The sequence below is a fragment of the Pedobacter psychrotolerans genome (assembly GCF_004340665.1).
Classification (GTDB): domain Bacteria; phylum Bacteroidota; class Bacteroidia; order Sphingobacteriales; family Sphingobacteriaceae; genus Pedobacter; species Pedobacter psychrotolerans.
The window spans coordinates 1-26,070 of record NZ_SLWO01000011.1 but is presented as its reverse complement, the minus strand read 5'-3'; the positions used below and the strand labels follow the sequence as shown (position 1 = coordinate 26,070).

The 26,070-nt window shown below is 37.0% G+C and carries 25 protein-coding genes; 10 read left to right on the top strand and 15 right to left on the bottom strand.

The genetic code is table 11. The annotated features are described in order from the left end of the window. Positions 1-15 precede the first annotated feature (15 nt). On the bottom strand, positions 16-1,794 hold the full coding sequence (locus EV200_RS20680; RefSeq protein ID WP_132536186.1) for a hypothetical protein: 1,779 nt from the start codon (positions 1,792-1,794) through the stop codon (positions 16-18). Between the two features lie 229 nt (positions 1,795-2,023). On the opposite strand from EV200_RS20680, the gene EV200_RS20675 reads away from it, so the two are divergent. The 3 genes from EV200_RS20675 (at position 2,024) to EV200_RS20665 (ending at position 3,392) form a co-directional block, all read left to right on the top strand. Continuing rightward, a complete protein-coding gene (locus tag EV200_RS20675) occupies positions 2,024-2,224 on the top strand; it encodes a YtxH domain-containing protein (protein ID WP_132536184.1) in 201 nt (66 codons plus the stop codon). 169 nt (positions 2,225-2,393) lie between these two features. Next, complete coding sequence (locus EV200_RS20670; protein WP_229676886.1) at positions 2,394-3,086, top strand: DUF421 domain-containing protein; 693 nt, start codon at positions 2,394-2,396, stop codon at positions 3,084-3,086. Positions 3,087-3,173: 87 nt separating this feature from the next. Then, positions 3,174-3,392 carry a DUF6965 family protein gene (locus EV200_RS20665; RefSeq protein WP_132536182.1) on the top strand — a complete coding sequence of 73 codons (219 nt, stop codon included), beginning with the start codon at positions 3,174-3,176 and terminating at the stop codon, positions 3,390-3,392. On the opposite strand, the gene EV200_RS20660 is transcribed toward EV200_RS20665, so the two are convergent. Further along, on the bottom strand, positions 3,389-3,757 hold the full coding sequence (locus EV200_RS20660) for a hypothetical protein (RefSeq protein ID WP_132536180.1): 369 nt from the start codon (positions 3,755-3,757) through the stop codon (positions 3,389-3,391). The genes EV200_RS20665 and EV200_RS20660 overlap by 4 nt on opposite strands. A 94-nt stretch (positions 3,758-3,851) precedes the next feature. Beyond that, positions 3,852-4,856 (bottom strand): LLM class flavin-dependent oxidoreductase, encoded by a 1,005-nt coding sequence (locus EV200_RS20655; protein ID WP_132536178.1) that lies wholly within the window; start codon positions 4,854-4,856, stop codon positions 3,852-3,854. 305 nt (positions 4,857-5,161) lie between these two features. On the opposite strand from EV200_RS20655, the gene pta reads away from it, so the two are divergent. The 3 genes from pta to EV200_RS20640 all read left to right on the top strand — a co-directional run bounded on the left by pta (position 5,162) and on the right by EV200_RS20640 (position 9,768). Beyond that, complete coding sequence (pta, locus tag EV200_RS20650; RefSeq protein ID WP_132536176.1) at positions 5,162-7,249, top strand: phosphate acetyltransferase; 2,088 nt, start codon at positions 5,162-5,164, stop codon at positions 7,247-7,249. Positions 7,250-7,257: 8 nt separating this feature from the next. Beyond that, positions 7,258-8,457, top strand: coding sequence for an acetate/propionate family kinase (locus EV200_RS20645; RefSeq protein ID WP_132536174.1), 1,200 nt, complete (start codon positions 7,258-7,260; stop codon positions 8,455-8,457). A 228-nt stretch (positions 8,458-8,685) separates the two neighbouring features. After that, positions 8,686-9,768, top strand: coding sequence for an aminotransferase class V-fold PLP-dependent enzyme (locus tag EV200_RS20640; RefSeq protein ID WP_132536172.1), 1,083 nt, complete (start codon positions 8,686-8,688; stop codon positions 9,766-9,768). A gap of 21 nt (positions 9,769-9,789) precedes the next feature. On the opposite strand, the gene EV200_RS20635 is transcribed toward EV200_RS20640, so the two are convergent. From EV200_RS20635 to EV200_RS20590, 10 genes are all read right to left on the bottom strand, one after another. Beyond that, on the bottom strand, positions 9,790-10,764 hold the full coding sequence (locus tag EV200_RS20635) for an L-histidine N(alpha)-methyltransferase (protein ID WP_132536170.1): 975 nt from the start codon (positions 10,762-10,764) through the stop codon (positions 9,790-9,792). Positions 10,765-10,771: 7 nt separating this feature from the next. Next, a complete protein-coding gene (egtB, locus tag EV200_RS20630; protein WP_132536168.1) occupies positions 10,772-11,920 on the bottom strand; it encodes an ergothioneine biosynthesis protein EgtB in 1,149 nt (382 codons plus the stop codon). Beyond that, positions 11,920-13,491, bottom strand: coding sequence for an ABC transporter permease/substrate-binding protein (locus tag EV200_RS20625; protein ID WP_132536166.1), 1,572 nt, complete (start codon positions 13,489-13,491; stop codon positions 11,920-11,922). The genes egtB and EV200_RS20625 overlap by 1 nt, the downstream gene beginning before the upstream one ends. Then, positions 13,484-14,443 carry an ABC transporter ATP-binding protein gene (locus tag EV200_RS20620; RefSeq protein WP_132536164.1) on the bottom strand — a complete coding sequence of 320 codons (960 nt, stop codon included), beginning with the start codon at positions 14,441-14,443 and terminating at the stop codon, positions 13,484-13,486. The genes EV200_RS20625 and EV200_RS20620 overlap by 8 nt, the downstream gene beginning before the upstream one ends. 1 nt (position 14,444) lies before the next feature. After that, positions 14,445-15,827 (bottom strand): mercuric reductase, encoded by a 1,383-nt coding sequence (locus EV200_RS20615; RefSeq protein WP_132536162.1) that lies wholly within the window; start codon positions 15,825-15,827, stop codon positions 14,445-14,447. Between the two features lie 174 nt (positions 15,828-16,001). Beyond that, positions 16,002-16,280, bottom strand: coding sequence for a SelT/SelW/SelH family protein (locus EV200_RS20610; protein WP_132536160.1), 279 nt, complete (start codon positions 16,278-16,280; stop codon positions 16,002-16,004). Between the two features lie 197 nt (positions 16,281-16,477). After that, positions 16,478-17,314, bottom strand: a complete 837-nt coding sequence (locus tag EV200_RS20605) for an alpha/beta hydrolase (protein ID WP_132536158.1) — start codon at positions 17,312-17,314, stop codon at positions 16,478-16,480. 81 nt (positions 17,315-17,395) lie between these two features. After that, positions 17,396-17,779 carry a DoxX family protein gene (locus tag EV200_RS20600; RefSeq protein ID WP_132536156.1) on the bottom strand — a complete coding sequence of 128 codons (384 nt, stop codon included), beginning with the start codon at positions 17,777-17,779 and terminating at the stop codon, positions 17,396-17,398. Positions 17,780-17,855: 76 nt separating this feature from the next. Then, the gene (locus EV200_RS20595; RefSeq protein ID WP_165877992.1) at positions 17,856-19,949 is read right to left on the bottom strand and encodes an FUSC family protein; all 2,094 of its coding nucleotides are present in this window, start codon (positions 19,947-19,949) and stop codon (positions 17,856-17,858) included. A gap of 132 nt (positions 19,950-20,081) precedes the next feature. Next, on the bottom strand, positions 20,082-20,444 hold the full coding sequence (locus EV200_RS20590) for a response regulator transcription factor (protein WP_132536152.1): 363 nt from the start codon (positions 20,442-20,444) through the stop codon (positions 20,082-20,084). Between the two features lie 317 nt (positions 20,445-20,761). On the opposite strand from EV200_RS20590, the gene EV200_RS20585 reads away from it, so the two are divergent. From EV200_RS20585 to EV200_RS20575, 3 genes are all read left to right on the top strand, one after another. Further along, on the top strand, positions 20,762-20,959 hold the full coding sequence (locus tag EV200_RS20585) for a hypothetical protein (protein ID WP_132536150.1): 198 nt from the start codon (positions 20,762-20,764) through the stop codon (positions 20,957-20,959). A gap of 380 nt (positions 20,960-21,339) precedes the next feature. Next, positions 21,340-22,185 (top strand): endonuclease/exonuclease/phosphatase family protein, encoded by an 846-nt coding sequence (locus tag EV200_RS20580; RefSeq protein ID WP_244313041.1) that lies wholly within the window; start codon positions 21,340-21,342, stop codon positions 22,183-22,185. A gap of 553 nt (positions 22,186-22,738) precedes the next feature. After that, positions 22,739-23,314, top strand: a complete 576-nt coding sequence (locus EV200_RS20575; RefSeq protein ID WP_132536148.1) for a Crp/Fnr family transcriptional regulator — start codon at positions 22,739-22,741, stop codon at positions 23,312-23,314. A 60-nt stretch (positions 23,315-23,374) separates the two neighbouring features. Here the strand turns inward: EV200_RS20575 and EV200_RS20570 are convergent, their stop codons facing one another. Continuing rightward, on the bottom strand, positions 23,375-23,836 hold the full coding sequence (locus EV200_RS20570) for a PA2169 family four-helix-bundle protein (RefSeq protein ID WP_132536146.1): 462 nt from the start codon (positions 23,834-23,836) through the stop codon (positions 23,375-23,377). A gap of 236 nt (positions 23,837-24,072) precedes the next feature. Next, entirely contained in the window at positions 24,073-24,261 is a 189-nt protein-coding gene (locus tag EV200_RS20565; protein WP_132536144.1) for a cold-shock protein, read from the bottom strand. Positions 24,262-24,542: 281 nt separating this feature from the next. On the opposite strand from EV200_RS20565, the gene map reads away from it, so the two are divergent. Beyond that, complete coding sequence (map, locus tag EV200_RS20560; protein ID WP_132536142.1) at positions 24,543-25,343, top strand: type I methionyl aminopeptidase; 801 nt, start codon at positions 24,543-24,545, stop codon at positions 25,341-25,343. Positions 25,344-26,070 lie beyond the last annotated feature (727 nt).

Genomic DNA, 26,070 nt, shown 5'->3' with positions numbered 1-26,070 from the left:
GACCACTTTTTACTATTAATCAATTTGCAGCTGATCTAATCTGTTTTTTGAAATATTCAATTGTGTTTGCACCGAATGTAAGTGAGCGTCTGCCCCATCAGCGATTTCATTAAATAGTTGTTTATAATATGAAATCCCTTCTGATAGCTGTAATTTAAAATGAAGCAGTTGTTTCTTCTTTTTATCAGTAAAATGATTGCATAATTGTCGTAACTCTCCTTGGAAATAATCGATATACAAGCCAAGCTCTTTAACAAAAATGTGTGGACGTTCAATTTTCTCCAGCAAGTTTAAGCGCCCGTAAATATGACCCACCATATCATCCAAAGCATAAATACCTGAAAAATAAGCCAGATTAGGTCCTGGACAAATGGCTACCGCCTTGCTTTCTTTAGGTTTAAGGATGTTATATTTTAAATAGGTAGATGCACACAAACCTTCACAGAGACAAATTTTTTCCGTTACAGCATCAAACTGTTGTTGAAATTCATTTGCTGGCAGTACTTGTGATTTCAATTGTTTGATTTTTAAATGTTGATATTCTCTGGATGCCGTGCAAATGGGCTGTTCGGTAAACTCGGTGTTGTTGCACAAATATTTTTTGGTACAGGCGCTTCCGGGACGATTTTTATCTATCCTCCCTAAGCGCTGAGCATCAATGGTGCTGTTTTTAAAATTATTAAACTGAATACCCAATGGTGAGGAATGGCTCAGGTAATAATCATCTTCTTTTGAATGGGCCAAAATATCCAGGGTTTCATTATCCACATTCGTTACTTCCGGAACCAAAAGAAACGGACTTCCCCAGCCCGTGGCATCCAATCCATAATGATGAATTAAAAACTGGTTTTCTTCAGCGGTACCGATTCCGCCTTGCACACTAATTCGTTGTGAAGGGGCAGCATTAATATTCACATTTCTTTGGTTAAGTGCTGGCTCATAAAGGGCAAATAGCTCTGCGTGCATGTCATTTCTTTTGGTTTTAAATTCTTCCAAAATTGGCCCGAGCAAATAACCTTCCGTTGCAAAGGCATGGCCACCGCAGTTTAATCCAGATTCAACCCGAAACTCGGCCACCCATAATCCTTTTTTGGCCAAGAATTTAGCCTGAATTAATGCTGACCTAAAATCACTTACTTTCAACACAATCTTTTTATTGATATGTCCATTTTTATCAGGAAAAAAATCTTCAAACTGAGTTAAATAACTATATAATCGCGGATTCATTCCGGCAGATAAAATAACTGAGGATGACAGTTTGCTTAGTGCAAAACCACGTAAGGCTGCAAGGGCATCAGAATTTTCATCGCTAGTAAATTCAGCATCAATATTCATCTTATCAACCTTGGCCATAATATTCACATCAATTGCTCCAGGTTTAATTTCGTTCCGCAGCACTCGTTGAAATATTTCTTTCTGTGGGCCTTCAGGATAATCCATCATCAGTTCATATCCGTTTTTTAAGCTGGAACCTTCTGGTAATAATTCAAAATACCGACAAATATCGCTTCCAGCTTCAAAAGCCTGCCTTTTAAGTTGTGCAACCTGATTTGAAATGGCATCTGCCAGAAAATTTAAATAAGCGGTAATTCTTTTTGCCCTGCTGTCTGATGCAGATTTTAGTATTGGTGAAAATTCCAGTTCCATCTGGCGTGAATGGTATTCCCTCATGCGCTCTATCAGTTCATCATCTACAATGGACAATACGGATGAAATGCCATAACGGGCAATTTTTAATGGCGTGTCTATAGAATATCCAAGTCCTAAAACAGGGATATGAAAAGTATGTGGCATAATATATTTCTTTAAAGCACAAACCTATTTAATGTACTTAATGCTGTGGCAGATATGCGTTACCTTATAAAATGATGTAAATCACTTTTATCGCAATTAAACCTTATAGGTTTTAAAACTATAAGGTTTGATCGTTATATTTTTAAAAACCGATCAGGTTTGATAAATGTATTTTTTTTTCTAAAACCTTTAGCTTACAGTACTGTTTTTAAATAAAAAGAAAAGATATATGGGACTTTTAAAAACCGCAATTATTGGCGCTGCAGTTTATGCAGGCTTCAAATACATCACCAAAAAGGATCCGATTACCGGAAGATCGGTAGTAGATGATTTAAAAGATAAGGCACCTGAATGGAAAGAAAAAGCAAAGGAATACCAAAGAGAATTTGAAACTAAGTTTCAAAATGTAGAAAATGATATCACCAGATGAATATCTGATTACAGAAATCGTGATCTGCCGACAGATCAGTACTTGTTTCTGTAGGTATACTAATGAAAGATTACATTAATTTCTATTTAGCTGGCAAAGGATTGAGAAATACACATTTCTATAATCTTTGCCAGTTTTTATATTCCCCTAACACTTTAAAATAGACAACTTGCTGGCAATAGACTGGAAACAATTTTTAATTGGTGAAGAGAATTTCGAATTCTTACTGGAGATCGCCCTCCGTACGTTCATCATGTATTTCATCATACTCGTTGGATTAAGGTTACTTGGCAAACGAGGAGTACGTCAGCTTTCGGTATTTGAACTGGTGGTAATTATCAGTCTCGGTTCTGCCGCCGGTGATCCTATGTTTTATAAAGAAATTGGCCTGCTTATCCCTATTGTTATCTTTTTAGTTATAGTTGGCGCCTATCGCTTCACTACTTATTTAACAGCTAAAAATGATAAAATAGATGATTTGATAGAAGGTAAATGTGTTTATCTTGTTCGTGATGGCGTGTTTAACATCAATGATTTTAAAAAAGAGGCACTAGCTAAAGATGAATTTTTTGCTGACTTGCGTCAACAAGGGATCTCACATCTTGGACAAATTGAAATTACCATTTTAGAAACTTCCGGTTCACTTAGCGTATACCTTTATCCTGATGAAGCTGTAAAATTTGGCCTGCCCATTCTTCCAGATCTTTTTGAGAAAAAGATTAAGCTAATTGCTATTGAAGATTACTATGCCTGCTCTTTTTGTGGTGTGGTGGAAGAAATTCACATAATGGGTAAGCATAGCTGTAAGCGTTGCAAAAATGAAGAATGGGTAAAAGCAATTGATCGATGCAGGGTTCGCTAATTAACTTACCAAGTTGAGCATCACGAAAATAAAAAATAGATGCTGTTTTGCTGTGATTTCATCGCCTATGAATCGTAAATTTGTAGCATGACATTACAAGAATTACAGGCCCTTGAAGATTTTTTTGCTCAAGCTGGCAAGCAGCAGGTTCCTATATATCTTAACGAAGCCACTGTAATTACTGATTATGACTATTTCCTGGAAAGCCATTTCTTACCCCTAAAATTAAATCCAGATTCTAAAGTAAGCCAGCCGCTACTTCACCGCTTAAAAATGCTGAAGCTTCTGGTAGAAGCCAATGCTTAATGAACCCTCCGCCTAACCACCTTCGAACTGCTATTTGCAGTTGCCAGACTTACCGTTAACAATGCTGCCCCTAAAAAAACGCCTTGAATAAGTAAAGATTTCTTTTTACGTTCGATGCCTCTCAAAAAAGTATACAAGGCAATTCCTCCAATTCCAGCGAGTTCTATCACCCTTTTGTTCTTGGCGGCTGATGTCTTCCGGGACGAAAATGCAATCCGCAATAAGCCATCCACCAATCGCATATTTTTTGCAACAGTTTTTTTTATAACAGGTTTGGTGGAATGAATACCTAAACCATGCCCAACGGCTTTCATACCATCGAGCACAATCCCTTTTTGAATTTGATCACTTGTTTTTGTCGTCATTATAGAATCTTTTAAAATTCAACAATAAAAAAAGTGATTAGGTTTTGGATAGTTTTATTTCATATACATTCCTGTTAGAAACGAAATTATTGAACTATTCGAATACTTCTGAAAATAGCTTGTTAGAATGAAGTTTAGCTTGTTGATCGTAAATATGAGAGGTACTCATCACCTCATTTACACCATATTTTTCTACAAACTCTTCTAAATTTCGTTTGATGGTTTCTTTACTTCCAATAAAAGAATAATAAAGCATTTGCTCAACCGCTTCTTTTTCCATTCGATCCCAATAACCATTAATATTATCAAAAGCAGGCTTTAACAATTCGCGCTTTCCGGTTATTACGCCCAGAAACATTCTTTTGACCGAGCTGGATAAAAATTCAGCCTGCTCCTCAGTATCTGCTGCCACCACGTTAACGCATGCCATTACATAAGGTTCCTGTAAAAATGCAGATGGCTTAAAGTTATTTCTATAAATGGCTATAGCCTGTTCAAAATAGGTAGGTGCAAAATGGCTGGCAAAAGCATACGGCAATCCCTTTTCAGCTGCTAACCTCGCACTATCGGTACTCGAGCCCAGCACCCAAATTGGAATATCAAGCCCCTCACCAGGAAAAGCCCTTACATTTGAACCCCGGTTATCACTTGAAAAAAATTGCTGAAGGCGTTCAATATCCCTTGGGAAATAATGTGGGGAATTAAAATTTTCACCTCTGATGGCCATAGCTGTAACCTGGTCTGTTCCGGGCGCTCGGCCCAACCCCAGGTCAATTCTGTTTGGATATAAGGAAGCGAGCGTTCCGAATTGCTCGGCCACAATTAAAGGTGAATGGTTGGGAAGCATAATACCACCCGAACCCACCCGAATAGTTTTGGTTCCACCAGCAATAAAGCCAATTAAAACCGCGGTTGCCGAACTGGCTACACCTGCCATATTATGGTGTTCTGCAAACCAGTAACGGTGGTAACCCAAACGTTCTGATTGTTGGGCAATTTCTAAACTTGTTTTAAAAGTATCAGCAGCAGTATGTCCTTCAAGTACCGTTGCCAAATCGAGTACAGAATAGGGTATATTTTTAAGGGAATGATGATTCATGGTATTGGTTTTCTTAATCTGACTACAAAAATATCCGATAAAAAATCAACCAACCGCATCTCAAAACATAAATGACTTATTCGTGATTGGCAAAGCGGTTTTATTATTTTCAGTTAACAAATACTCATCTAATGTGTTAAAATCGAATGCATCGCAACAAAAATCAGAATCCTTTGAAGTTCAGAGACCTGTCTTGTAAAACATTTCCCTTTGAGTAAAAACTAAATAAGTATTTTATTTATTTAAAAATTTCCAACTATATTGGCACGAGTTCGTTAATTATTCAGATCCTTCTTTTCTTATATATGACTAAAAATATCTTTATTGCATCTGCCGAGCCCTACACCGGGAAATCTGTTATTGCATTTGGCATGATCAACATGCTCCTGGCCAAAACACAAAAGGTGGGTTATTTCAAGCCTATCATTGCTCAGGAAGATCCTGATAAGCGGGATGAGCATGTAGAAGCCATGCTGGATTATTTTTCGCTTCCGGTGAAATATGAAGATGCCTTTGCTTTTACCAGACAGGATATGCTTCAACAGTCGGATGATAGTGGAACGATGATCAATACCATTATCAGCAAGTATAAGAAACTGGAAGACAATTACGATTTTACCGTAATTGAAGGCAGTGATTTTTTAGGCGAAGGGAGTGCTTTTGAGTTTGAATCCAACGCCTTAATGGCTAAAAATCTGGGTGCTCCTGTTCTGGTTGTGGTATCAGGCAAAGGAAAATCAGCCAGCCAGTTGTTCAAGTCGGCCATAAATATTTATAAAAACTTTTTACTGCGTGATGTTCAGGTGCTGGGTGTGGTGGCCAATATGGTTAATCCAGAAGAGGCGGAACGTATTAAACAGGCACTAACCAACCAATTACCTGCTGAATTATTAATTGCCGTTATTCCGGTAGAAAGTGGCTTGCAGAGCCCCACCATGAAGGAAATTACGACGGCATTGAATGCGGAGGTATTATTTGGAGCAGATCTACTGGATAACCAGGTAGACAATTTTGTTACCGGTGCAATGATGCTTCCAAATTTTTTAAGACACATTAAAGATAACCTACTAATTGTAACACCCGGCGATCGTGGGGATATTATTATTGGTTCGCTGCAGGCCAACCTTTCGGCCAATTACCCCAAAATTGCCGGGATTGTGCTCACTGCAGGCAGCTTGCCTGATGAGCCGATGATTAGGTTAATTGAAGGTTTACAGACCATCATCCCAATTATTTCAGTACAGAAAGGCACTTTTGAAACCACCACTGCCATAGGCTCCATCCATTCAAAAATCACCATTGATAATAAAAAGAAAATTGCCTTGGCGATTGATATTTTTGAAAGACACGTAGACCTTAAAGCACTTGATGATAAAATCATCACCTTTAGTTATCAAGGCATTACTCCACACATGTTTCAATATCAGCTGGTGAAATGGGCCAAGAGAGAGAAAAAGCACATCGTTCTTCCAGAAGGAAATGATGAACGCATTTTAAAAGCGGTAGAAAAATTAATTGCACAGGATATTGTAGAAATTACTTTACTCGGCGATCCGCTGGAGATTGGAAATTCCATTAAACGCCTGGGTTTAAACCTCGACCCAAATGCAATTCACATCCATAATCCGGCACATTCTGAACATTACGATCATTATGTGGAAACACTGCACGAGTTACGAAAAGCTAAAAACGTAAACCTGGAAATGGCAAGAGATATGATGACAGATGTATCCTATTTCGGCACCATGATGGTATATAAAGGTGATGCTGATGGAATGGTTTCAGGCGCAGTGCACACCACTCAACATACTATCCGTCCGGCTTTGCAATTTGTAAAAACCCGTCCAGGCGTTTCAGTGGTATCTTCTATCTTTTTCATGTGCCTGCCTGAGCGGGTAGCTATTTTTGGTGATTGTGCGGTGAATCCTAACCCAACTGCACAACAACTGGCAGAAATTGCCATTTCATCTGCAGAAAGTAGTGCTAAATTTGGAATCGAACCTCGGATTGCCATGCTATCCTACTCTTCCGGAACATCGGGTGAAGGCGAAGATGTAGAACGGGTACGTGAAGCTACAGCCATTGTGAGAGCAAGATATCCTGAATTAAAAATAGAAGGGCCAATTCAATATGATGCCGCAGTAGATCCGAAGGTGGGTAAACAAAAAATGCCCAACTCTGAAGTAGCCGGAAGGGCAAGTGTGCTCATTTTCCCGGATTTAAATACGGGTAATAACACTTACAAAGCAGTACAGCGTGAAACAGGTGCTTTGGCTATTGGACCAATGCTTCAAGGGTTAAATAAACCAATTAATGATTTAAGCCGCGGCTGTACGGTAGATGACATTTTTAATACTGTAGTAATTACAGCTATTCAGTGCCAGGACATTTAAAAGAAAACATGAACATTTTAGTTATCAATTCAGGAAGTAGTTCCCTTAAATATCAACTCTTTAACATGCCAGTTCCGTCACCAATTTCCAGCGGATTGGTGGAACGTATTGGCATTGAAGGTTCATACATTAAACATATCGTTTTCAAAGGAACCGAAAAATTTATTATAGAAAAAACTGCTTTTATTGCAGATCATGGTGAAGGCTTGAAGCAAGTGCTCGCTTTATTAAGCGAAGGAGAACTTGCCGTAATTGCTACCCCAGATGATATTAATGCCGTAGGTCACCGGGTGGTACATGGCGGAGAAAATTTTTCTGGTCCCACCTTAATTACAGCGGAAGTGAAAGATCAGATTAAAAAACTTTTTTCGCTAGCGCCGCTTCATAATCCGGTAAATTTAAAATGTATTGAAGTTGCTGAGGAAACCTTTACGAAAGCCAGCCAGGTAGCCATCTTTGATACTGCATTTCACCAAAGCATTCCGCAGCAGGCTTTTCGATATGCCATTCCAGAGCAATACTACAAGGAAGAAGGAATCAGGGTATACGGTTTTCATGGTACCAGTCATAAATATGTGAGTGAACAAGCTGTTCAATGGTTAGATAAAAAAGAATCGAAACTTATCAGCATTCACTTGGGCAATGGCTGCAGCATCACTGCCATCAGAAATGGAAAGTCTGTTGATACCAGCATGGGCTTTGGTCCTTTAAGTGGTTTAATGATGGGTACCAGATCAGGCGACATTGATCCTTCCGTTATTTTTCATTTAATAGAACATGCCGGATACAGTCTGAATCAATTGAGCACTTTATTCAATAAAGAATCAGGGTTGTTAGGTGTTGGAGGCTCCAGCGACATGCGGGATATTAGAAAACTGGCAGCATCTGGAGATGAGCAGGCTATTCTTGCCCTGGAACTTTATGCCTACCGCATTAAGAAATTTATCGGCGCTTATGCAGCTATTCTCAATGGAATGGATGCGATTATATTCACAGCAGGTGTTGGCGAAAATGACCGCGATATGCGTGAGACCGTTTGCGATGAATTGGCTTATTTAGGTATTGAAATGGATAAGGAAGCAAACCAAAAATATAACGGTGGAATAATGGATGTGAGTGTAAGCAATTCAAAAGTTAAAATCCTTATCATCCCCACAAATGAAGAGTATGAAATTGCCAGTCAGTGTTATCGCTTAATGCAAATGTAGAAAATTAAGCCCTATCCGCCTATCGGCACCTTTCCCCTGAAAAGGAAAGGGCGATGGAAAAAAAATATTTATTGAAGCTTGCCTATATTCTATTTTAAACTGACGAAGTTTTCCTTCGCACAGGCCGGCGAAACTTCGTAAGTTATTTTTACGTCATTCATGATATGGTTTAAGAAAAAAGAAATTGCAGGCATGTTTATAAACTAAATATTTCTATTATTTTTGAACATGAACCTATCCTCTTCCTTTCCGATCCTTTCAAAGTATACTTATCTAAACACCGCTAATTCCGGCATCTTATCAACAGAGTTGGCGAAATGGAGAACAGCACACGATCAGCAGTTTGTAGAAGGTGGTAGTGAATTCAAAATGGCACATTCGCCTCTTTTAGAAACCTTAAGAACCAACATTGCAGACTTTTTCAAAGCTGAAGTATCAAATGTTTTTCTTACACAAAATTTTTCACTTGGTTTTAATACCCTACTTGATGGGTTGCCGAAAACCGAACACTTTCTTTTGCTTAACGATGAATATCCGTCAGTGGCATACCCGATAACCAGCCGCGGCTTTAAACATAGTTACGTAGATATAGATGAAAACCTGGAAGATAATATTCTGGCAGCAATAGAAAAGAATAAGCCAACGGTTTTTGCTTTTAGCATCGTGCAATACATCAGTGGATATCGGATGAATCCAGAATTCATTAAAAAACTTAAACAAACATACCCGGATTTACTGCTGATTGCAGACGGCACGCAGTTTTGTGGCACCACAGATTTTAGTTTTGAAGATTCAGGGTTAGACGCCCTGTGTACCAGTGGCTATAAATGGTTACTGGCAGGCTACGGAAATGGCTTCATTCTATTATCAGATCAATTGAAAAATCATCTTTATGAAGATAGAAAACTGGCCCAGCTTCCTTCTGCCCCTTTTGTTAAAGGTAAAAAACCTTTAGCCTTTTGTTTTGAACCAGGTCACCTGGATACCCTGAATTTTGGATCTTTAAATGAAAGTTTAAATATGATCCGAAATGTTGGCATTTCCACCATTGAGCAGACTACACAGGCCCTCAGTCAGCTAGCCAGGACTCAACTTCATCACCGTGGACTTATACCAGATTATCTAGCTAAACAAAAATATGAATCTACGATAATGAGTTTACCGTTGAATCAGCATATGGTTGATCAACTTGCCGAAGCTAAAATTTTGTGTTCGCCAAGAGGTACGGGAACCCGGATTTCATTCCACTTTTACAATACAGAAGAAGACTTACAAAAATTGTTAGCTGTTTTGGATGGGAAGAAAATTTAAATGATGGCTAAAAGCCATTTATTAATTTACTTTCCAAATGGCATCTACAAAATATTGATGTTGATCGAAAAAATGAGCCACTGGTATAAATCCACTTGAGGCAGCTATTTCGCTTACTTCAGGTAACGAATATTTCTGAGAAATTTCCATGTAGATGTGTTCATTTGCGTGGAAACGAATGGTTTCGTCTCCAATATTAACCAATTGATCACTTAAACTGATCAGGTAACTTTTGCAGGCCCCTGATTCTGGATCATAGCTGGCATAATGATCAAATTTACTGATGTCAAAATCACCGCCAAGTTCGCGGTTAATCCGGCTTAATAAATTCAGATTAAATGATTTTGTTATACCAGCAGCATCGTCATAGGCAGCCAAAATCTGACGTGGGTTTTTCTTTAAATCGAACCCAATAATTAACAAATCTTCTGCAGATAACTCATTTCTCAATGCCTTACAGAATTCTTCAGCTTCGGCTACATTCATGTTTCCGATATTCGCACCCATAAACAAAAGCACTTTACGACGGCTGGATAGTGTTTTTGCCTTTTTTACCATAGCAAAATAATCGCCATTTAAACCTTCAACCTTTAAAGTAGGAAGCTTCTTAGGAAGATTTTCTTCCAGGTCTTCAATAACATGCCTGGATATATCAATGGGTAAATAAGTAAATTCAAGCTGGCGATTAATTAATGACTGCAACAAATGAACCGATTTAGTAGCGTCTCCGGCACCCAATTCAATCAGGTCAAAAGCACTGGGATCAGCAGCAATAACATCAGCAATTTGTTCTGTTTGATGTTGCAGAATTTCCATTTCGGCATTGGTCAGGTAATAATCTTCCATCTCCATGATTTGTTGAAAGATATGATCTCCAATTTCATCATAAAAATATTTAGAGCTTAATGACTTACGTTCAGCCGTTAAACCTGCTAGAACATCATTTAAAAAGGTTGACCCCACAGGGATATTTTGTTTTGAAATAATCGTACTCATGTAAATTTTATTTTGCTAATCGAATCCCTGTAAACTGCCATCTTAAGTGCGGATGAAAAAAATTCCTGTAGGTGATGCGTCCATGATCTTTTGGTGTGGCTACAGATGCACCACGAAGTACTTTTTGATTCACCATAAACTTGCCATTGTATTCGCCAATAGCACCGGGTGCTTTGCTAAATCCAGGATAGGGTAAGTATGCACTTTCGGTCCATTCCCATCTTTTACCCCAGCCAAATTGCTTTGCAGCAACTTCCCATTCAAATTCAGTAGGCAACCGCATGCCTTTCCAACTGGCAAAGGCATATGCTTCGTAATAGCTAATGTGCGTTACCGGATGCAGCATATTTAAAGGCAATAAACCGGCATAAGTATAATTAAACCAGGCGCCATCTATGTCATGCCAATACATTGGTGCTTTAATACCATTTTTCTTTACCCAATCCCAGCCTTCAGCATGCCAATAATTAAAATCACTATAGCCACCTGCCTTTATAAAATCCAGATAAGTGCCATTGGTTTCTAGAGTAGCATTAATTTCGAAATCATTTAGATAAACTTTATGGCGGTTTAATTCATTGTCAAAACAAAAATCACTTCCGGCATAACCAATTTCATATACCCCTTCGGCTACGGCTATTCTATCTGGCTGTATTTGGATTTCTTCATGCTCTATCCAATCACTGGAATACACTGGAAAAAGCGGATTGTTACCTAAAATATATTTAATATCCGTAAGTAAAAGTTCCTGATGCTGCTGCTCGTGATTAAATCCGAGAATCAGAAGTTCCATCACTTCATCAGTAATTGTTTCACTAAGCAGACTGCTCATGGCCTCATCTACATAATGTCGGTATTGATAAATCTCATTCACACTCGGACGGCTTAAATTACCGCGATCTGTACGAATAACCCTTGCTCCCACTGTTTCATAATAGCTGTTGAATACAAAATTATAATCCGGATTATATTCCTGATAATTTACTCCATGCGGTTTTAAGATAAAGGTTTCGAAAAACCAGGTGGTATGGCCGAGATGCCATTTAGGTGGACTTACATCCTCAATAGGCTGAACCACATAATCTTCCGTTTGCAGCGGCTCGCAAATCGATTCAGTATACTTCCTGATGGTCAGGAATTGATCAACTAAGCTCATTAATTTTTATCTAGATATTTTTGTAATGTTGTTATACTATAAACATCAAGATCTTTTGATTGTTTTTGCCGCATCATTAATGCGTACGAATTATTAAAACCTATTGGTTTAAGCCATTTAATATTAAATTTTTGCGAGAATTGCCTGCTCACGTACTGATAAGTGCTATCTCGATCATGAGCCATTTTTTTGGAAACCCTCGGATCAGGTTTTAGCAGAACAAGTAAACCAGTACCCGTATATTCAGGATAAAAATCGATCTGGTCGTTCATCAAAGCGTCGAAACATATTTTAGTACCACCTAATCCAGTTTTAGTCGCCACTTCATAGTCTGTATTTCCCTGAATAAGCATCCGGTACATTTCTGCCAGTATGTATTGCTCGCCAAAAATTTTGGAGCCAATTCTGATCACACCTTTTTTGCCACCTCTTGCACTTTTATACAAGCCACATCCAATTAAAAAGTCTTTGGCCACCCGTTCAGGCGTTTGGTGTAGGTAATCTGTTCGGTAATTCAACTCTGTCATAATGGAGTCGGTGATTTTTCCAGATAATAGATTCAATACACCTTCTAACTCAGGAAATTGCTTTAAAGATGCCTGCCTTACAATTGGGGCAGCGTAATATGGTGGAAAGATTCCTTTATCATCTTTTAAAATCGTAAGCTTAAAAGCTTTTAAACGGCCATCTGTAGAATATCCGCTAATAATATCGAGTTCTTTTTCATATGCAGCCTGATACATCACCGCATCACTGATCACAATCGTATGAATTTTTAGGCCGTATACTGATTTTAGCCCTAAGTCACCATCCTGTCTGCCCATAAACTCTGGCGTAAACCCAGCTGTTAACGAACTGCCATAGGCTTTAGGGAGCAAGTAAAAACCACCCAATACGAGAAATATTATCGGAAAAATGTACAGCATCTTCCTGAACTTTTTGACATTCATTTTTTGAATAGCAGCGAGGATAGCATCAAGAATAATGGCCAGTAATGCAGCCGGAATAGCACCCGCCAAAATCATATTGGTGTTATTGAGCGAGATTCCACCGAAAATAAATTCGCCTAAACCTCCGGCAGCGATATAAGATGCCAGTGTGGCCACGCCGACGTTAATTACTGTTGCCGTACGAACACCCGCCAAAATAACTGGCATGGCTAAAGGAAGCTCTACTTTAAACAAAACCTGCATTTTACTCATTCCCATGGCTATTGCAGCTTCTTTAACTTCTGCACTTATTCCTACTATGCCAGTGTAAGTGTTTCTGATAATTGGCAACAAAGCGTAAATCAATAAAGCTACGATGGCTGGTTTAGCACCAATCCCTAGTATCGGGATCATAAACCCTAATAATGCAATGCTCGGAATGGTTTGTAAAACCCCAGCCACAGCCAAAACAGAACCAGAAAGCTTTCGTTTCCTGGCAATGAATATGCCCAATGGTAAACCGACCGCCACGGCAAGAAAAAGGGAAATGAATGTTAAACCTAAATGCTGAAAGGTTTGATTTAGCAATTTATCAGACTCCCCTGACATGAATTGCCATAAATTTTGCTGCGGCTCATTCATGTTGATATCGTATTTGATAACGATTAAAAGCTAAGGTTAAATCATTTATATCAATTGATCTTCCTTCTGCCGTTTCATCTTTAGAAAAAGCAATTTCCTGAACACCTGAGCGAAAACAATTTAGCGCATCCCATACACTGAGATCCGAACTAACCAGTATGGCATTTGATGAATTTTTTTCTGGTAAATCATGCCATAAATCATAAAGTGTAGTTACCCGAAACTCAAGTGAGAGGCGTTCACTTTCCATAAATTTGATCACAAAATCACTTGATGGTTGATACAGTAATTCCTTTGTAGTTCCGATTTGGATGATTTCACCTTTATCCATTAAACAAATGCGATCTGCAAGTTCAAATGCTTCCTGAATATCGTGTGTTACCATTACAATGGTCTTACGCTTTAATTCTTCAAGCCCCTTAAATTCTTTTCGGATACTGGCCCTCGTCACATTATCCAAAGCACCAAAAGGTTCATCCATCAGCAAAACTGCGGGATCGGCTACCAAAGCCCTCGCTAAACCCACGCGCTGTTGTTGCCCACCACTAAGTTCATGCGGAAACATATTGATATATTCATCTGGAAGATGAAGTTTTGCCATGAGTTCTTTTGTTCTGTCGAAGGTTTTCTTTTGATCCCATTTAAGCAGTTGTGGAACAATCGCTATGTTTTCCCCAACGGTATAATGAGGAAATAAGCCGTTATTTTGCATCACATAACCTATTCCTCTTCTTAATAGTTCAGGATTTTCTTGAGCAATGTTTTTCCCGTTAATGATCACTTCTCCAGCATCTGGTGTTATCAGACGATTGATCATTTTTAGCGTGGTAGTTTTGCCACAGCCACTGGTACCTAAAAGAATGAGATTTTCACCTTCTTTCACCTCGAATGAAACCGTTTTAACAGCGAGTGTGTCATGGAAGGATTTGCTAACCTTTTCCAGCTTAATCATATTATTGATGAATCTTCATGAACAGGTTATTCAATGATTCGGTATACGTTGGATGCGCAAATATCCCATACCTGATTTGCTCGGAAGTAATGCCTCCTTGCATCGCCATCTGCAATACCGACATAATTTCACCCCCTTCAGAAGCGAGAATGGTTGCGCCTAAAATCTTGTCGGTTTTTGCATCAACAATTGCCTTCATCAATCCAGATGTTTCATTGGTTTCAATACCCCTGGCAACATTTTTCATCGGCAAAACAGCCACCTGATAATCCAATTTTTGTGCCTTTGCTTCTCGTTCAGAAAGCCCAATTCTAGCCAGTTGCGGATCGGTAAACATACAATATGGAACAGGTCGGTCTGCGGTAGATAAATTTGTATTTTCAATCAGGTTTCGGTAAACGATTGTATAATCATTATAAGCAATATGCGTAAAGGCTGGTCCACCTTTAACATCTCCTAAAGCATAAATCCCTTTAACATTGGTTTCCAGTTTATCATTCACTAGGATGTGACCATGTTCGTCTGTTTCTACTCCACAATTTTCCAGATGTAAATGTTGGGTTTGTGGAGCTCTGCCCACAGCTATTAATAAATGAGTTGCGGTAATTTTCTTATCTTTTTTACCTGATGTAATGGTTGTTTCAATCCGATCACCCTTCCATCCAATGTGGTTAATCTTAACATCCGTATTGATATCAATCTTTTCAGCTGCCAGGAATTCAGTTACTGCCTTGGATATATCATCATCTTCCTTTGATAAAATAACAGGTGATTGCTCCAAAATGGTTACCTGACTACCAAAGCGACTAAACATCTGCCCGAATTCCAGTCCGATATAATTGCCACCAACAATCACCAAATGTTCCGGAATCTCTTCCAGATCAAGGATTGAGGTAGAAGTAAGATAGTCGATTTCTTCAATTCCATCAATTTCAGGGATGATGGTTTTCGCACCGATATTGATGAAGATCAAATCAGCAGTCAATGTTTCTGTCGTCCCATCCTTTCCCTTAACCACAATTTCCTTCTCACTGGCAAAACTTGCCTCACCCATGTATAATTTTAAGCCTTTGGTTTCTTCAATGCCATCTTCAGCGCTTCCTTTAAACATTTTAACAATGCTGTCGGCTCTTTTTTTAACCTTTTTTAAATCAACATTAACATCGCTGATGATGATGCCAAGTTCTGATGCCTTTCTTGCCTGATAAGCAGCCTTGGCAGAAGCAATCATAGCTTTAGTTGGTGTACAACCGTCATTTATACAAGTACCACCTACCAATCTCTTTTCAATTATCGCTGTTTTTTTTCCGGCTTCAGCCATTTTTTTTGCAAGCGGAACCCCTGCCTGCCCTGCGCCAATGATGATAGCATCGTAATGTTTCATATCTGTTTGTTTTGCGTAAACGATCAACTCGCTTCAATAAAAGCAGCGAGATGACACAGGTATAACTTTAAAATAAGTTCATTGTTTTTAGTAAACTGAATCATTTTATGAATGAACAGGAAATCCTGACATAAGATTTTAGTTAATGTTGAAGTAGAAATTACTGTTATTAAATTACCGATCGGTATGTCCTAGATTCATTTCCGGATCAATTTTATCCCGAACCAACTTTTTCAATTCCTTAATTTCCGGGAAACGTCCAGCCTCCTTCCGATCAAATATGATCTCATCATTTATAGCAATCTGAAATGTTCCACTCACTTCGCTTGGCAATAAAGTTACCCCTTTAAGTTGTTCGGAAAATGTAGTAAGTAATTCTTGCGCCATGTATGCTGACCTGAGCATCCAGCCACAACGCGGACAGTATTCAATTGAAATTAAAGGCTTTACCATTTATTTATTTTATAAAAACATAGAATTAATCCGTGTAAATGCGCCTTCAAAAAAATGAAGAAAACATGAAGAAATATTAAAAGTTATCATTTCGTTTGGAAAGTAACCACAAAACTTCTACTTTCGTCTTGAGAGCGTTAATTTAGATACGGGCCGGGGGTAGTTTTACCTTTGGCCCGTTCTTTTTTAAGGGCATTTTACAGATGATTTCTTTCAAAATACTTACTGAAGAAAAGCATTTGATAATGAATCGCATTTCCCCAGTAAGCCCAATTGTGTACACCTGGACGAATAATAAAATCATGTGGAATATTTCGATCTAGCAACTTATCATGTAAGGCAACATTTACCTTATAAAAAAAATCGCCATCACCACAATCAATCATCATAGCAAGTTTATTTGGAACCAGAAGGTGTGTTAAATTCACTACACTGTTGCCCTCCCAACGATCTGGATTTTCACTATAAGGGCCTAATCTTTTAGAAATATTCCAGTTTTCAGGAAAGGGACGAAGATCTACGCCACCACTCATGCTTCCACAGGCACCAAAAACATCCTGATGGCGAAAAGCCAGGTATAAAGCACCATGACCACCCATGCTTAAACCAGTAATTGCCCGACCTGATCGATCTTTTATAGTGGCGTAATGCTGATCAATGTAATTCACTAACTCATTAGATACATAGGTTTCATATTGGTAAGTTTTATCTATCGGACTATCAAAATACCAGCTGGTTACGCCTCCATCCGGGCAAACTACCACCATCGAAAATAGATCACTTAAGTTTTCCACTGTTTCACGATCTGGTGTCTGCTTTACCCAATCGGCATAATTACCTCCAGCACCATGCAACAAATATAAGGTAGGGTATTTTTTAGAAGCTGAATAAGTGTTTGGCTTCACTACAACAGCCTTAATTTCTTTATTCATCACCTTACTATAGGTGTTAACCGTATCTACACTTGCTGCAAATGAAACAACTGGAAATAGGCTGGTAAAAATAAAATATTTTAAAATTTGAAGAAGTTTCATGTTGAGTAGGTTTATACATCAAATATAATGAATTGCTAAACCACGATTAACTATTTTAAATTAATCCTTATTAAAGGAGGGTTACTTCCGCGTACTCCCCCATGCCCACAAAACCAATACTGGCTGAAAAAATAGCCTGGTCATTCTTTTACGATCGGTATCCAATCCAAAGCCATCCCTCCTATTTACATATTGTGATACATTGCCAGGAAAGACACCTACAAAAAGTGAAGCTGCTAATAAGCCAACTGTCGATCTGTATTTTTTCGGTGCAACCACCAAAGCCGTACCTTGTGCTATCTCTACTAAACCAGAATAAATAACCGTATCATCTTTTTTTAATGGAACCCAATCCGGAACCTGTGCCTGAAATTCTTTTCTCGAAAAGGTTAAATGACCGATTCCGGCTACAATTAAGCCAGCACCCAGTAATATCCGTGCAGTATTTTTGATTTGCTTATCCATAATAATATTTTATTGTGATGGTGCAAATATTATTCCATTGATCAAATCAATGATCTTAAAAGAATGATGAGCAATACTATTCAAAATAAGCTCTCAAACGGTAAGTTAAAGAACTAAGTAATTTAGATGCATAGATGGTGTTTGGTTTCGGGCCAGTTAATGAAGTTAAATCTGCCGACGGTGCATTTGCAATGCAAAAATCAAGGTTATTTAAACAGTCATCAAATTCATGATCATCCATCACATCATCTACCTCCTTTGCTAAAGATAGGGCTGCAATTGCACCGTTTAACTGGTAATTTAATACCTGAATATCTTCTAGTCCAACTAAATCGATATTATTTGCTAGCGGTTCTTTTCTGATAGATTGCAAAGCTTCACTCAAAAAAGAAAAACTGATATAAGCATCTTTCCTCGCTAATTTAGTGCGGTAATAATAGTGTTGAAATCCTTTTCTCTCTGTCGCAACACAAAATAAATAATGCCGGCTTGCAGCAAGGCCATTTAAAATAAGTGCACTGATGCGTGGTGTTTCCCAGATGGGAAAAATAAAAATCGAAAGATAGGATAATCCACAACCGATTAATGTAAACAACAATCGATCACTAATAATTTGCGATACATGCCCGTGATATACATTCAAGGCTAAAACAACCATTACCGTTACACTGGCTACCCCCCACATATAATGCGTTCGATTGAAGAGAAAAAAACCTAACAATCCAAATGCGGCCAATCCCAATTGTACCGGAACTGAAGCAAAAGCAAGTAATAGCCCAATCACTAAACCAATCAGTGTCCCCCATAAACGTTCCATATTTCTTTTTCGGGTTAAACCAAAACTAGGTCTATTTACAATCACAACAGTAAGTAGCAGCCAATAGCTGTAACGCTGATCTGGAAAAAGTAAGGTTGGCATGACGGCAATTAAGCAAAGTAAGCTCAGGCGAAGTGCAAATCGAAACACGGGTGCACGTAGAGAAAACTGAGTCATTATATTTTCCCAACTGACTGATGTTTCAGGGATAAAATCCTTGTAAACCTCTGTTTCGATGATGACTGTATCAGGTAATTCCAATTGATAACTCATAGATAGGCGTTCTACTATTTTTGAGATATCTTTCAGATTTTTAGTTATTCCAATGAGCAAGTTTTTCCCCTCTGCTGGTATTGTAACTGAAAGTGCCAGTAATTGATTAATTTTTTCTTCGATATTACTATTATCTACGCCACCAGGATTAACCTTTTTGGAGATTGAAAATTGTACTGCGCTATGTTCCAGTAAATCAGTAAGCTGTGAAATGACTTCCTGTATTTTAGTAAGGGCACCCGTGGGTGCTAATGCCTGCCTGATTTCTCCATAATCATTATGAATGGCTGTAACTTGCTCATAAAGATCAATAATATCCAGTGCAGCTGCAAGTAACTTTTTTCCTGTCGGGTTATCTGGCGACATCGCAATTCGGTCTCGAAGCAATAAACTCCTTATTAACTCCTGCCTAGCATTTAATTTCAAATGAAGAGAAATATTCTGTGCGTTAAAATCCCGAAGATCAAATCCCTCGTTATACGCGCTTGCACGCAATCGCATTAAGGCAGCCGTTCCCTGAATGGCTTCAAAAATAGCATGATGCAAAGAGCGATAGGGCCTTAAATAAATTTGAGTAAGACTGATCAATGCATACCAGGCGGCACCAATTATAATATAAGTGCTAAAAACTAAAGGCTGTTTTGGATGAAGGCCAAGTGTGAAAGCGATTAGTGTTGTGCCAATCAACCCAATGAGTGATAAACGATTTCCAAATACCGAAAGCATCGAAAATATAAAGGTTATAATGACTACGCTAGTAGCTACATAGTATGGATGAGGTAAGCTAATGGCTATTATAAAAGAAGTAAGAGCAAGAGAAGAAATTGCTATGATTGATCCAATTAATTTGTCTCTCCTATTGCCAGGAATATCACAAAGACTCATAAAAAGCGTACCGATGCTAATACTAATACCAGCGATAATCTGTCCGAAATAAGTAAATGCGATAAGTGGGATGATGATGGCAAATGTACTTCTAAGGGCATCAGTTAAGTATTCACTATAACGTATCCGAATGGCAAAATCCTTTAATTTTTGAGAATATACCATTAAAAAGCTTTCGTTCTGTTCTCTTTTCATCAATTTCTGCCGCAAACTTAGCGACATTTATTTGATTATCACACCTATTTTAGGCTTTAGCCAAAATCAGATATAATATGTAGATACTATTAATGTGATTAAGAAATTTATAAAATATAATTAGCTGAATTATTAATGAATCTGCGCAGAAATGCGTTTTACGAAATCATCAATTTCGAATGGTTTATGGATGTAATCCTGTGCAAAACAACGTTTATACATACCATCTTTTGAAAAGTTAGCGGACATCATTACCACAGGTCTATCTGCAGTAACTGGAGAAGCTTTTAATTCACAACAATAATCAATACCATTGCCATCAGGCAACATTACATCCAGCAAAAATAAATCAGCAGGCTTACCTTTAGCAATGCCAGATCGAAAGGAAGCAATATTGGGATAAGCAAATACCTCATACTGTTCTTCTTCAAGTAGCATTGAAACGATTTCTCTTATATCATCATTATCTTCTAACACATAGATGCGCTTTTCCATAGTATCTTACATTTCCCTCATTGTTAACCAATATGATAGGTAGTTAGTTTTAACGAATGTGATTATTTAGAGAAAACTGATAAAATATTAGCATTAAAGAATTTCCTGGTGATTAGAATTAATGCGTTTCTAAAACCAATCCTTTGGAGAACACAGTTGGATACTTTACCCACAACTCCAAAAGTTCAAGAAATAGTAATACGCATTCTTTCCTATTTACAAGTACTAATTTAATCTGCGATAGAAATTATTTCAAATTAAAAACTTTTCAATTACCAGTATGTTATATAGCTGAATTTACCGCATCAACAATATAAATGAACGAAATCAATAATCACGAAAGTTACCGTGAAGTTATCTCTAAGATTAAAACATTATCTGCAACACAGCAAGACACCATCTTCAATTTTGAGGAATTAGCTCGGTTACAAGCCATGGCAATAGCATATGAATTAAAAAGATATGATTTTACTATTGGGTCAACTGATACCAGGCGATTCTCAATGGCTGTCTAAACCCAATCAACTGATCTCTAAATTATTGCCTTTTCATTTCTTTTAACCTTAATTTTTTTAATGTGATAGAAAAATTGTGCAGTGCTATGCTTTGTATTTTCTGATACCTAATCACGGAAACATTTTTGTAGGTTGCTTGTTTAGCTCTTACATTTAAAAAGAACGCTTTGATACACGATATCCTTTTCTATATTAGTTTACTTGTTATCCTATCAACCATTATTCCCTTTATTCGCCATGATTTCTGGATTTTTAGGATTTTTGAGTACCCTAGATTGCAAAAATTAACTTTAAATATTTTATTAATTGCTATTATCCTTTGCTTTTCATTTCCTGTACAAACAAAGGATTGGTTGGTATTTGCTGGCCTATTCATCAATATGTTTTATCTATCATACCTCATCTTTCCCTTTACAGTATTAGGTAAAAAGCAAATCATTACCAGTATAAGAATAGATGCAGATGGTAGGCATAACCTTAAAATTTTAATTGCCAATGTTTATCAGGAAAACCGCCAATCCGGCGACTATCATAAACTCATTGCATTATGCGATCCTGATGTGATTTTGATGGTAGAAACCAATAAATGGTGGCAAGAAGAAATGGATTCGATTCAGAATATTTATACCCATCAATTAAAGGCACCTTTAGAAAATACTTATGGGATGCTATTGTATTCTAAACTTTCGCTAAGTGATGCAAAAGTAAACTACCTCGTGAAGTCTGATATCCCATCTATGGAGGCTATAGTGGAATTAAGATCCGGTCAAAAAGTAAAATTATTTTGCTTACATCCAGAGCCACCCGTTCCTCAGGAAAACCCAAGAAGCACAGAAAGAGATAAAGAAATATTAATCGTAGGTGCTAAAGCAAAAGAAAGCAACATCCCTGTAATTGTAATGGGTGATTTGAACGATGTCGCCTGGAGTTATACCACTGAACTTTTCGGCAAGGTTAGCGGGTTGCTTGATCCACGTCGAGGCAGAGGTTTTTTCAATAGTTTTAATGCCAAATATTGGTTGCTTCGATTTCCATTAGATCATATTTTCTGTTCAACCGATTTTACACTGAGCTCCATTAAGCGATTAGCCAGTTGTGGCTCAGATCACTTCCCGATGTGTGTTGATTTAAAGTACAACCCATCTGCCGAAATGGAAAATGAGCAACTTGAAGTTTCAAAAGAAGACTTTACAATAGCCAAAGAAAAAATATCAGCAGATATTTAATAAAATCCATGCGTATGATGATGTAGACAAATGAAGTGCTTTGTATATTAATAATGTATTAATAAATCCACTAAATAAATACATGTCAATAAATATTAAAATTTATAGTATTATTATTTTTAGTCCTAGTATCTATCATTATATCATCTCAGTTTTTTCCATATTAAAAACAATTGACTCATAAATTAAAAAATGGAATAATAATATCCCATTTTTTAGGTGATTAGAAAGCTAATAGGCAATATTATTGAATACAGATTAATAGTAGCAAATTAGTTCAAATTGATCACAATAATTAATTCATTATTTACTTTTCATCACTTTTTAATTTTAATATAATCCAATATAACCTCAATCTTGTAAATTTCCGATGATAACCCCGTCTTTGTGTTTTTCAGATCTATAATTCAGTTTAAATAAAAAATAGTTTCTTTCCACTTAGATCAAATCGAGTGGTTTATCCCTAAGCACTTTTTTAAAGGTTTACACCTTAAAATTTGATTAAAAGGTATAGATTTGCACCGCGCACTCACAAAAAATATTAAAGTGCAACATGAATTTTAATCCGATAATTAACTTTTTTAGTGCGTTAGAGCCTGTATCAGATGATCTTATTGAGCAACTTCGAGAACATGCCACAATAATATCAGTTTGTAAAAATTCCAGATTATATCCAGATGGAATTGCGGATAACAATGCTTTGTTTATTTCCTGCGGAACGCTAAGAAAATATACCATTATAGACAAAAAACAAATTACGCTTTCTCTTTATGGCGAAAATGAATTGATTGGATATACTGAAATTTCTCATTATATGGATGATGAAGGTTTGGAAGCCATTTGTGATTCTGAACTCATTGTGTTACCAAAGGATTTTGTAGAAGAGTTATACGTTAAATTCCCTGAAGTCGATAAAATGGTGAGAAAAATTTTTTCATTGAAATATCAGAAAATAGTACATGAATCCAGGCTTTGCCGACTTCCATCTGCGGTTCATCGCTATAGTGTTTTTAGCAAGGCAAGTGATAGATACAATTTACCAGCAAGAATTTTGGCCAGCTACCTATTAATGAGAGAAGAAACTTTTAGCAGGTTAAAAACCAAACATAAAAAAAGTAGTTGCTTATAATATAGACAAAAAGGCCGCTGAATATATATTCAGCGGCCTTTTTATTTAATTACCTTTTAGTTATAATGCTTTATGAGCATCTCTTAATGCTTTAATTGCATCATGACTAATATTAATACCTTCTTGTTGCTTCAATAGAACAGATCTAACATTCTCACCTAGTTCATTTTCTTGCAATGCATCTTTATATGCTTTTTTAATAGCATCTTCACCACGCTCACATTCGGCTAAAATACTGTGACGATCATCACCACCAAAACTAGCTTTAATGTCAATCCATGCACGGTGCAAGGTACCAAGAACAGTATTGCCACTATCTGGATTTTCACCGCTTCTTCCTACTAAACCTGCAAGTTCAATTACATTTTGTCTGCTATCAGATGATAGCTTATCAAAAGTAGCTTTTAAGTCAATATTCTCATCACTTAAATCACTTGATGCTTTATCAAAACCATCTGCTCTGTCATTGTTAATTTCAATAAGGTCATTTAATACCTCAACTGTTTTTTCTTGATTTTCCATAGTAAATTATAATCTTATAATTGGTAGATGGTATAATAACAAGTGGAAAGAATTAAAGTTTGAACTTTCAAATAAAGAATTTCAATGGTGAATATATAGTTTATTAAAAAAATGAAAGTAAGTGAGCCTGTATTATAAATTCAAATCAAAGACTAGACAAATAAAAGAATCAATAGTAAAAATAGAAGGATAAAAAAAACAGGCAATTGCCTGTTTATAATTTTAAAATTTATTTCTTAAACAAGTCTGACTTTAACTGCATTTAAACCTTTTTTGCCTTCCTGCACTTCATACTTTACATTGTCATTTTCACTAACTTTATCAATAAGTCCGCTTACGTGAACGAAGATTTCCGAGCCATTTTCTTCCTTAATAAATCCGAATCCCTTTTCTGTGTTAAAAAATTTTACTGTACCGTTTTTCATGTTGTAGATTGTTATTTTAATTTTATTAAATAAAAATAGTGTTAAAATCCAAAAAAACAAAGATGTAACCAATATAATTTATTCTACAAGCTGCTTAGAAATAATCTATATTTCGAATAGATAGTGAATCACAACCTATAAATACGTCCTTTCAATAATCACTTAACATACAATACGACAGCATAAATTTATTTTACAAATCCATTCAATCCGTTCATTAATAATATACAAACCGATTCACTTTGAAATGCGCTTAAATGGATATTAACTATATTTGCACTATGATTATTTATAAGACAAACGAAGAAGTAGAGTTGATGAAAATCAGTGCGCAATTGGTGAGTAATACTTTAGCTGAAATCGCTAAAGTATTGAAACCAGGGATGACAACACTTGAGATTGATCATTTAGCAAATACTTTTATCCTTGATCATGGTGCAGTCCCTTCATTTTATAATTACAATGGTTTTCCATTTCATATTATTACTTCTGTGAATGATGTAGTGGTACATGGTTTCCCTACTAATCAGGAATTAAGAGATGGTGATATTATTTCTGTAGATGTTGGCACCATAAAAAATGGCTTTCATGGTGATCATGCTTATACATTTATAATAGGTGATGTTTCTGCAGAAATATTAAAGCTGGTAAAAACTACCAAAGATTCATTATACTTGGGTATTGAACAGGCTGTTGCTGGAAAGAGAATGGGCGATATTGGTTATGCAATTCAATCCCATAATGAAAATCAAGGATATGGTGTAGTTCGTGATTTAGTAGGTCATGGCCTTGGTAAAGATATGCATGAAGACCCTCAGGTACCCAACTATGGTCGAAAAGGCTCCGGTTCATTATTAAAAGAAAATCTGGTTTTAGCTATAGAGCCCATGATTAACTTGGGTAAAAAAGAAGTTTTTCTTGATGAAGATGGCTGGACAATTAGAACTGCTGATGGTAAACCGTCAGTTCATTTCGAACATGACGTTTGTGTAAAGAAAGGTAAGGCATTAATCTTATCTGATTATGCTCCAATTGAAAAAGCAGAGAAAGCAAATATTAATCTTAATAGTACATATTATTAAGGAGAAATGAGTCGATCATTTCTCCTTTATCCATTTTATGAATCTAACCAATCATACGTATTAAAACAATTTCTAAAAATAAAATAGAATCTATTTATTAGCAAAGGAAAGCCAGGATCATTTGGCTGTATCAGTCCTGCTGTACACTGCAGTCTTTTGGTTGGGTGAATCTTGAATTGGAATTTTCGTTTAATAAAAAGGATTTTCGTTCCCATCAGGTTTATTGAAGACAAGTTAGTGCATATATTTAAAGCCTGCCCCCGAGTCACTGTCATGCTGAGGCACGAAGCATCTTCAGGCTATGGAAACCTGTCTGTTAATTACCCTACAAACTGATATCAAGTATTTAACTATTCATGCAATGTTTTTGGTATTGATCCAATACTATGCAAAAGATCATGAATCAAGTTCAGCAGGAAGATCGAGAGTATTTTCGGTAAATAATAAATCTGATCTGATTACTGTCATGCTGAGGCACGAAACATCTCCAGTCTATGGAAACCTGTCCGTTAATAACCGAATAAAATAATATCCAGTATCTTCATCTTTTAATAACCACCCCGCCCTGCGGCCACCTCTCCAGTGGAGAGGAATGGTATTACGCCATAAAAGATTCTACGCCATGCAGGCCACTTTAGTCTTTCAGCTTTAGTCTTTGGTCTTTCTTTAAACGAAGAAACCCCTGCAGTTGTTACTGCAAGGGTTCTTGTTAAACGCCTCCTGGGCT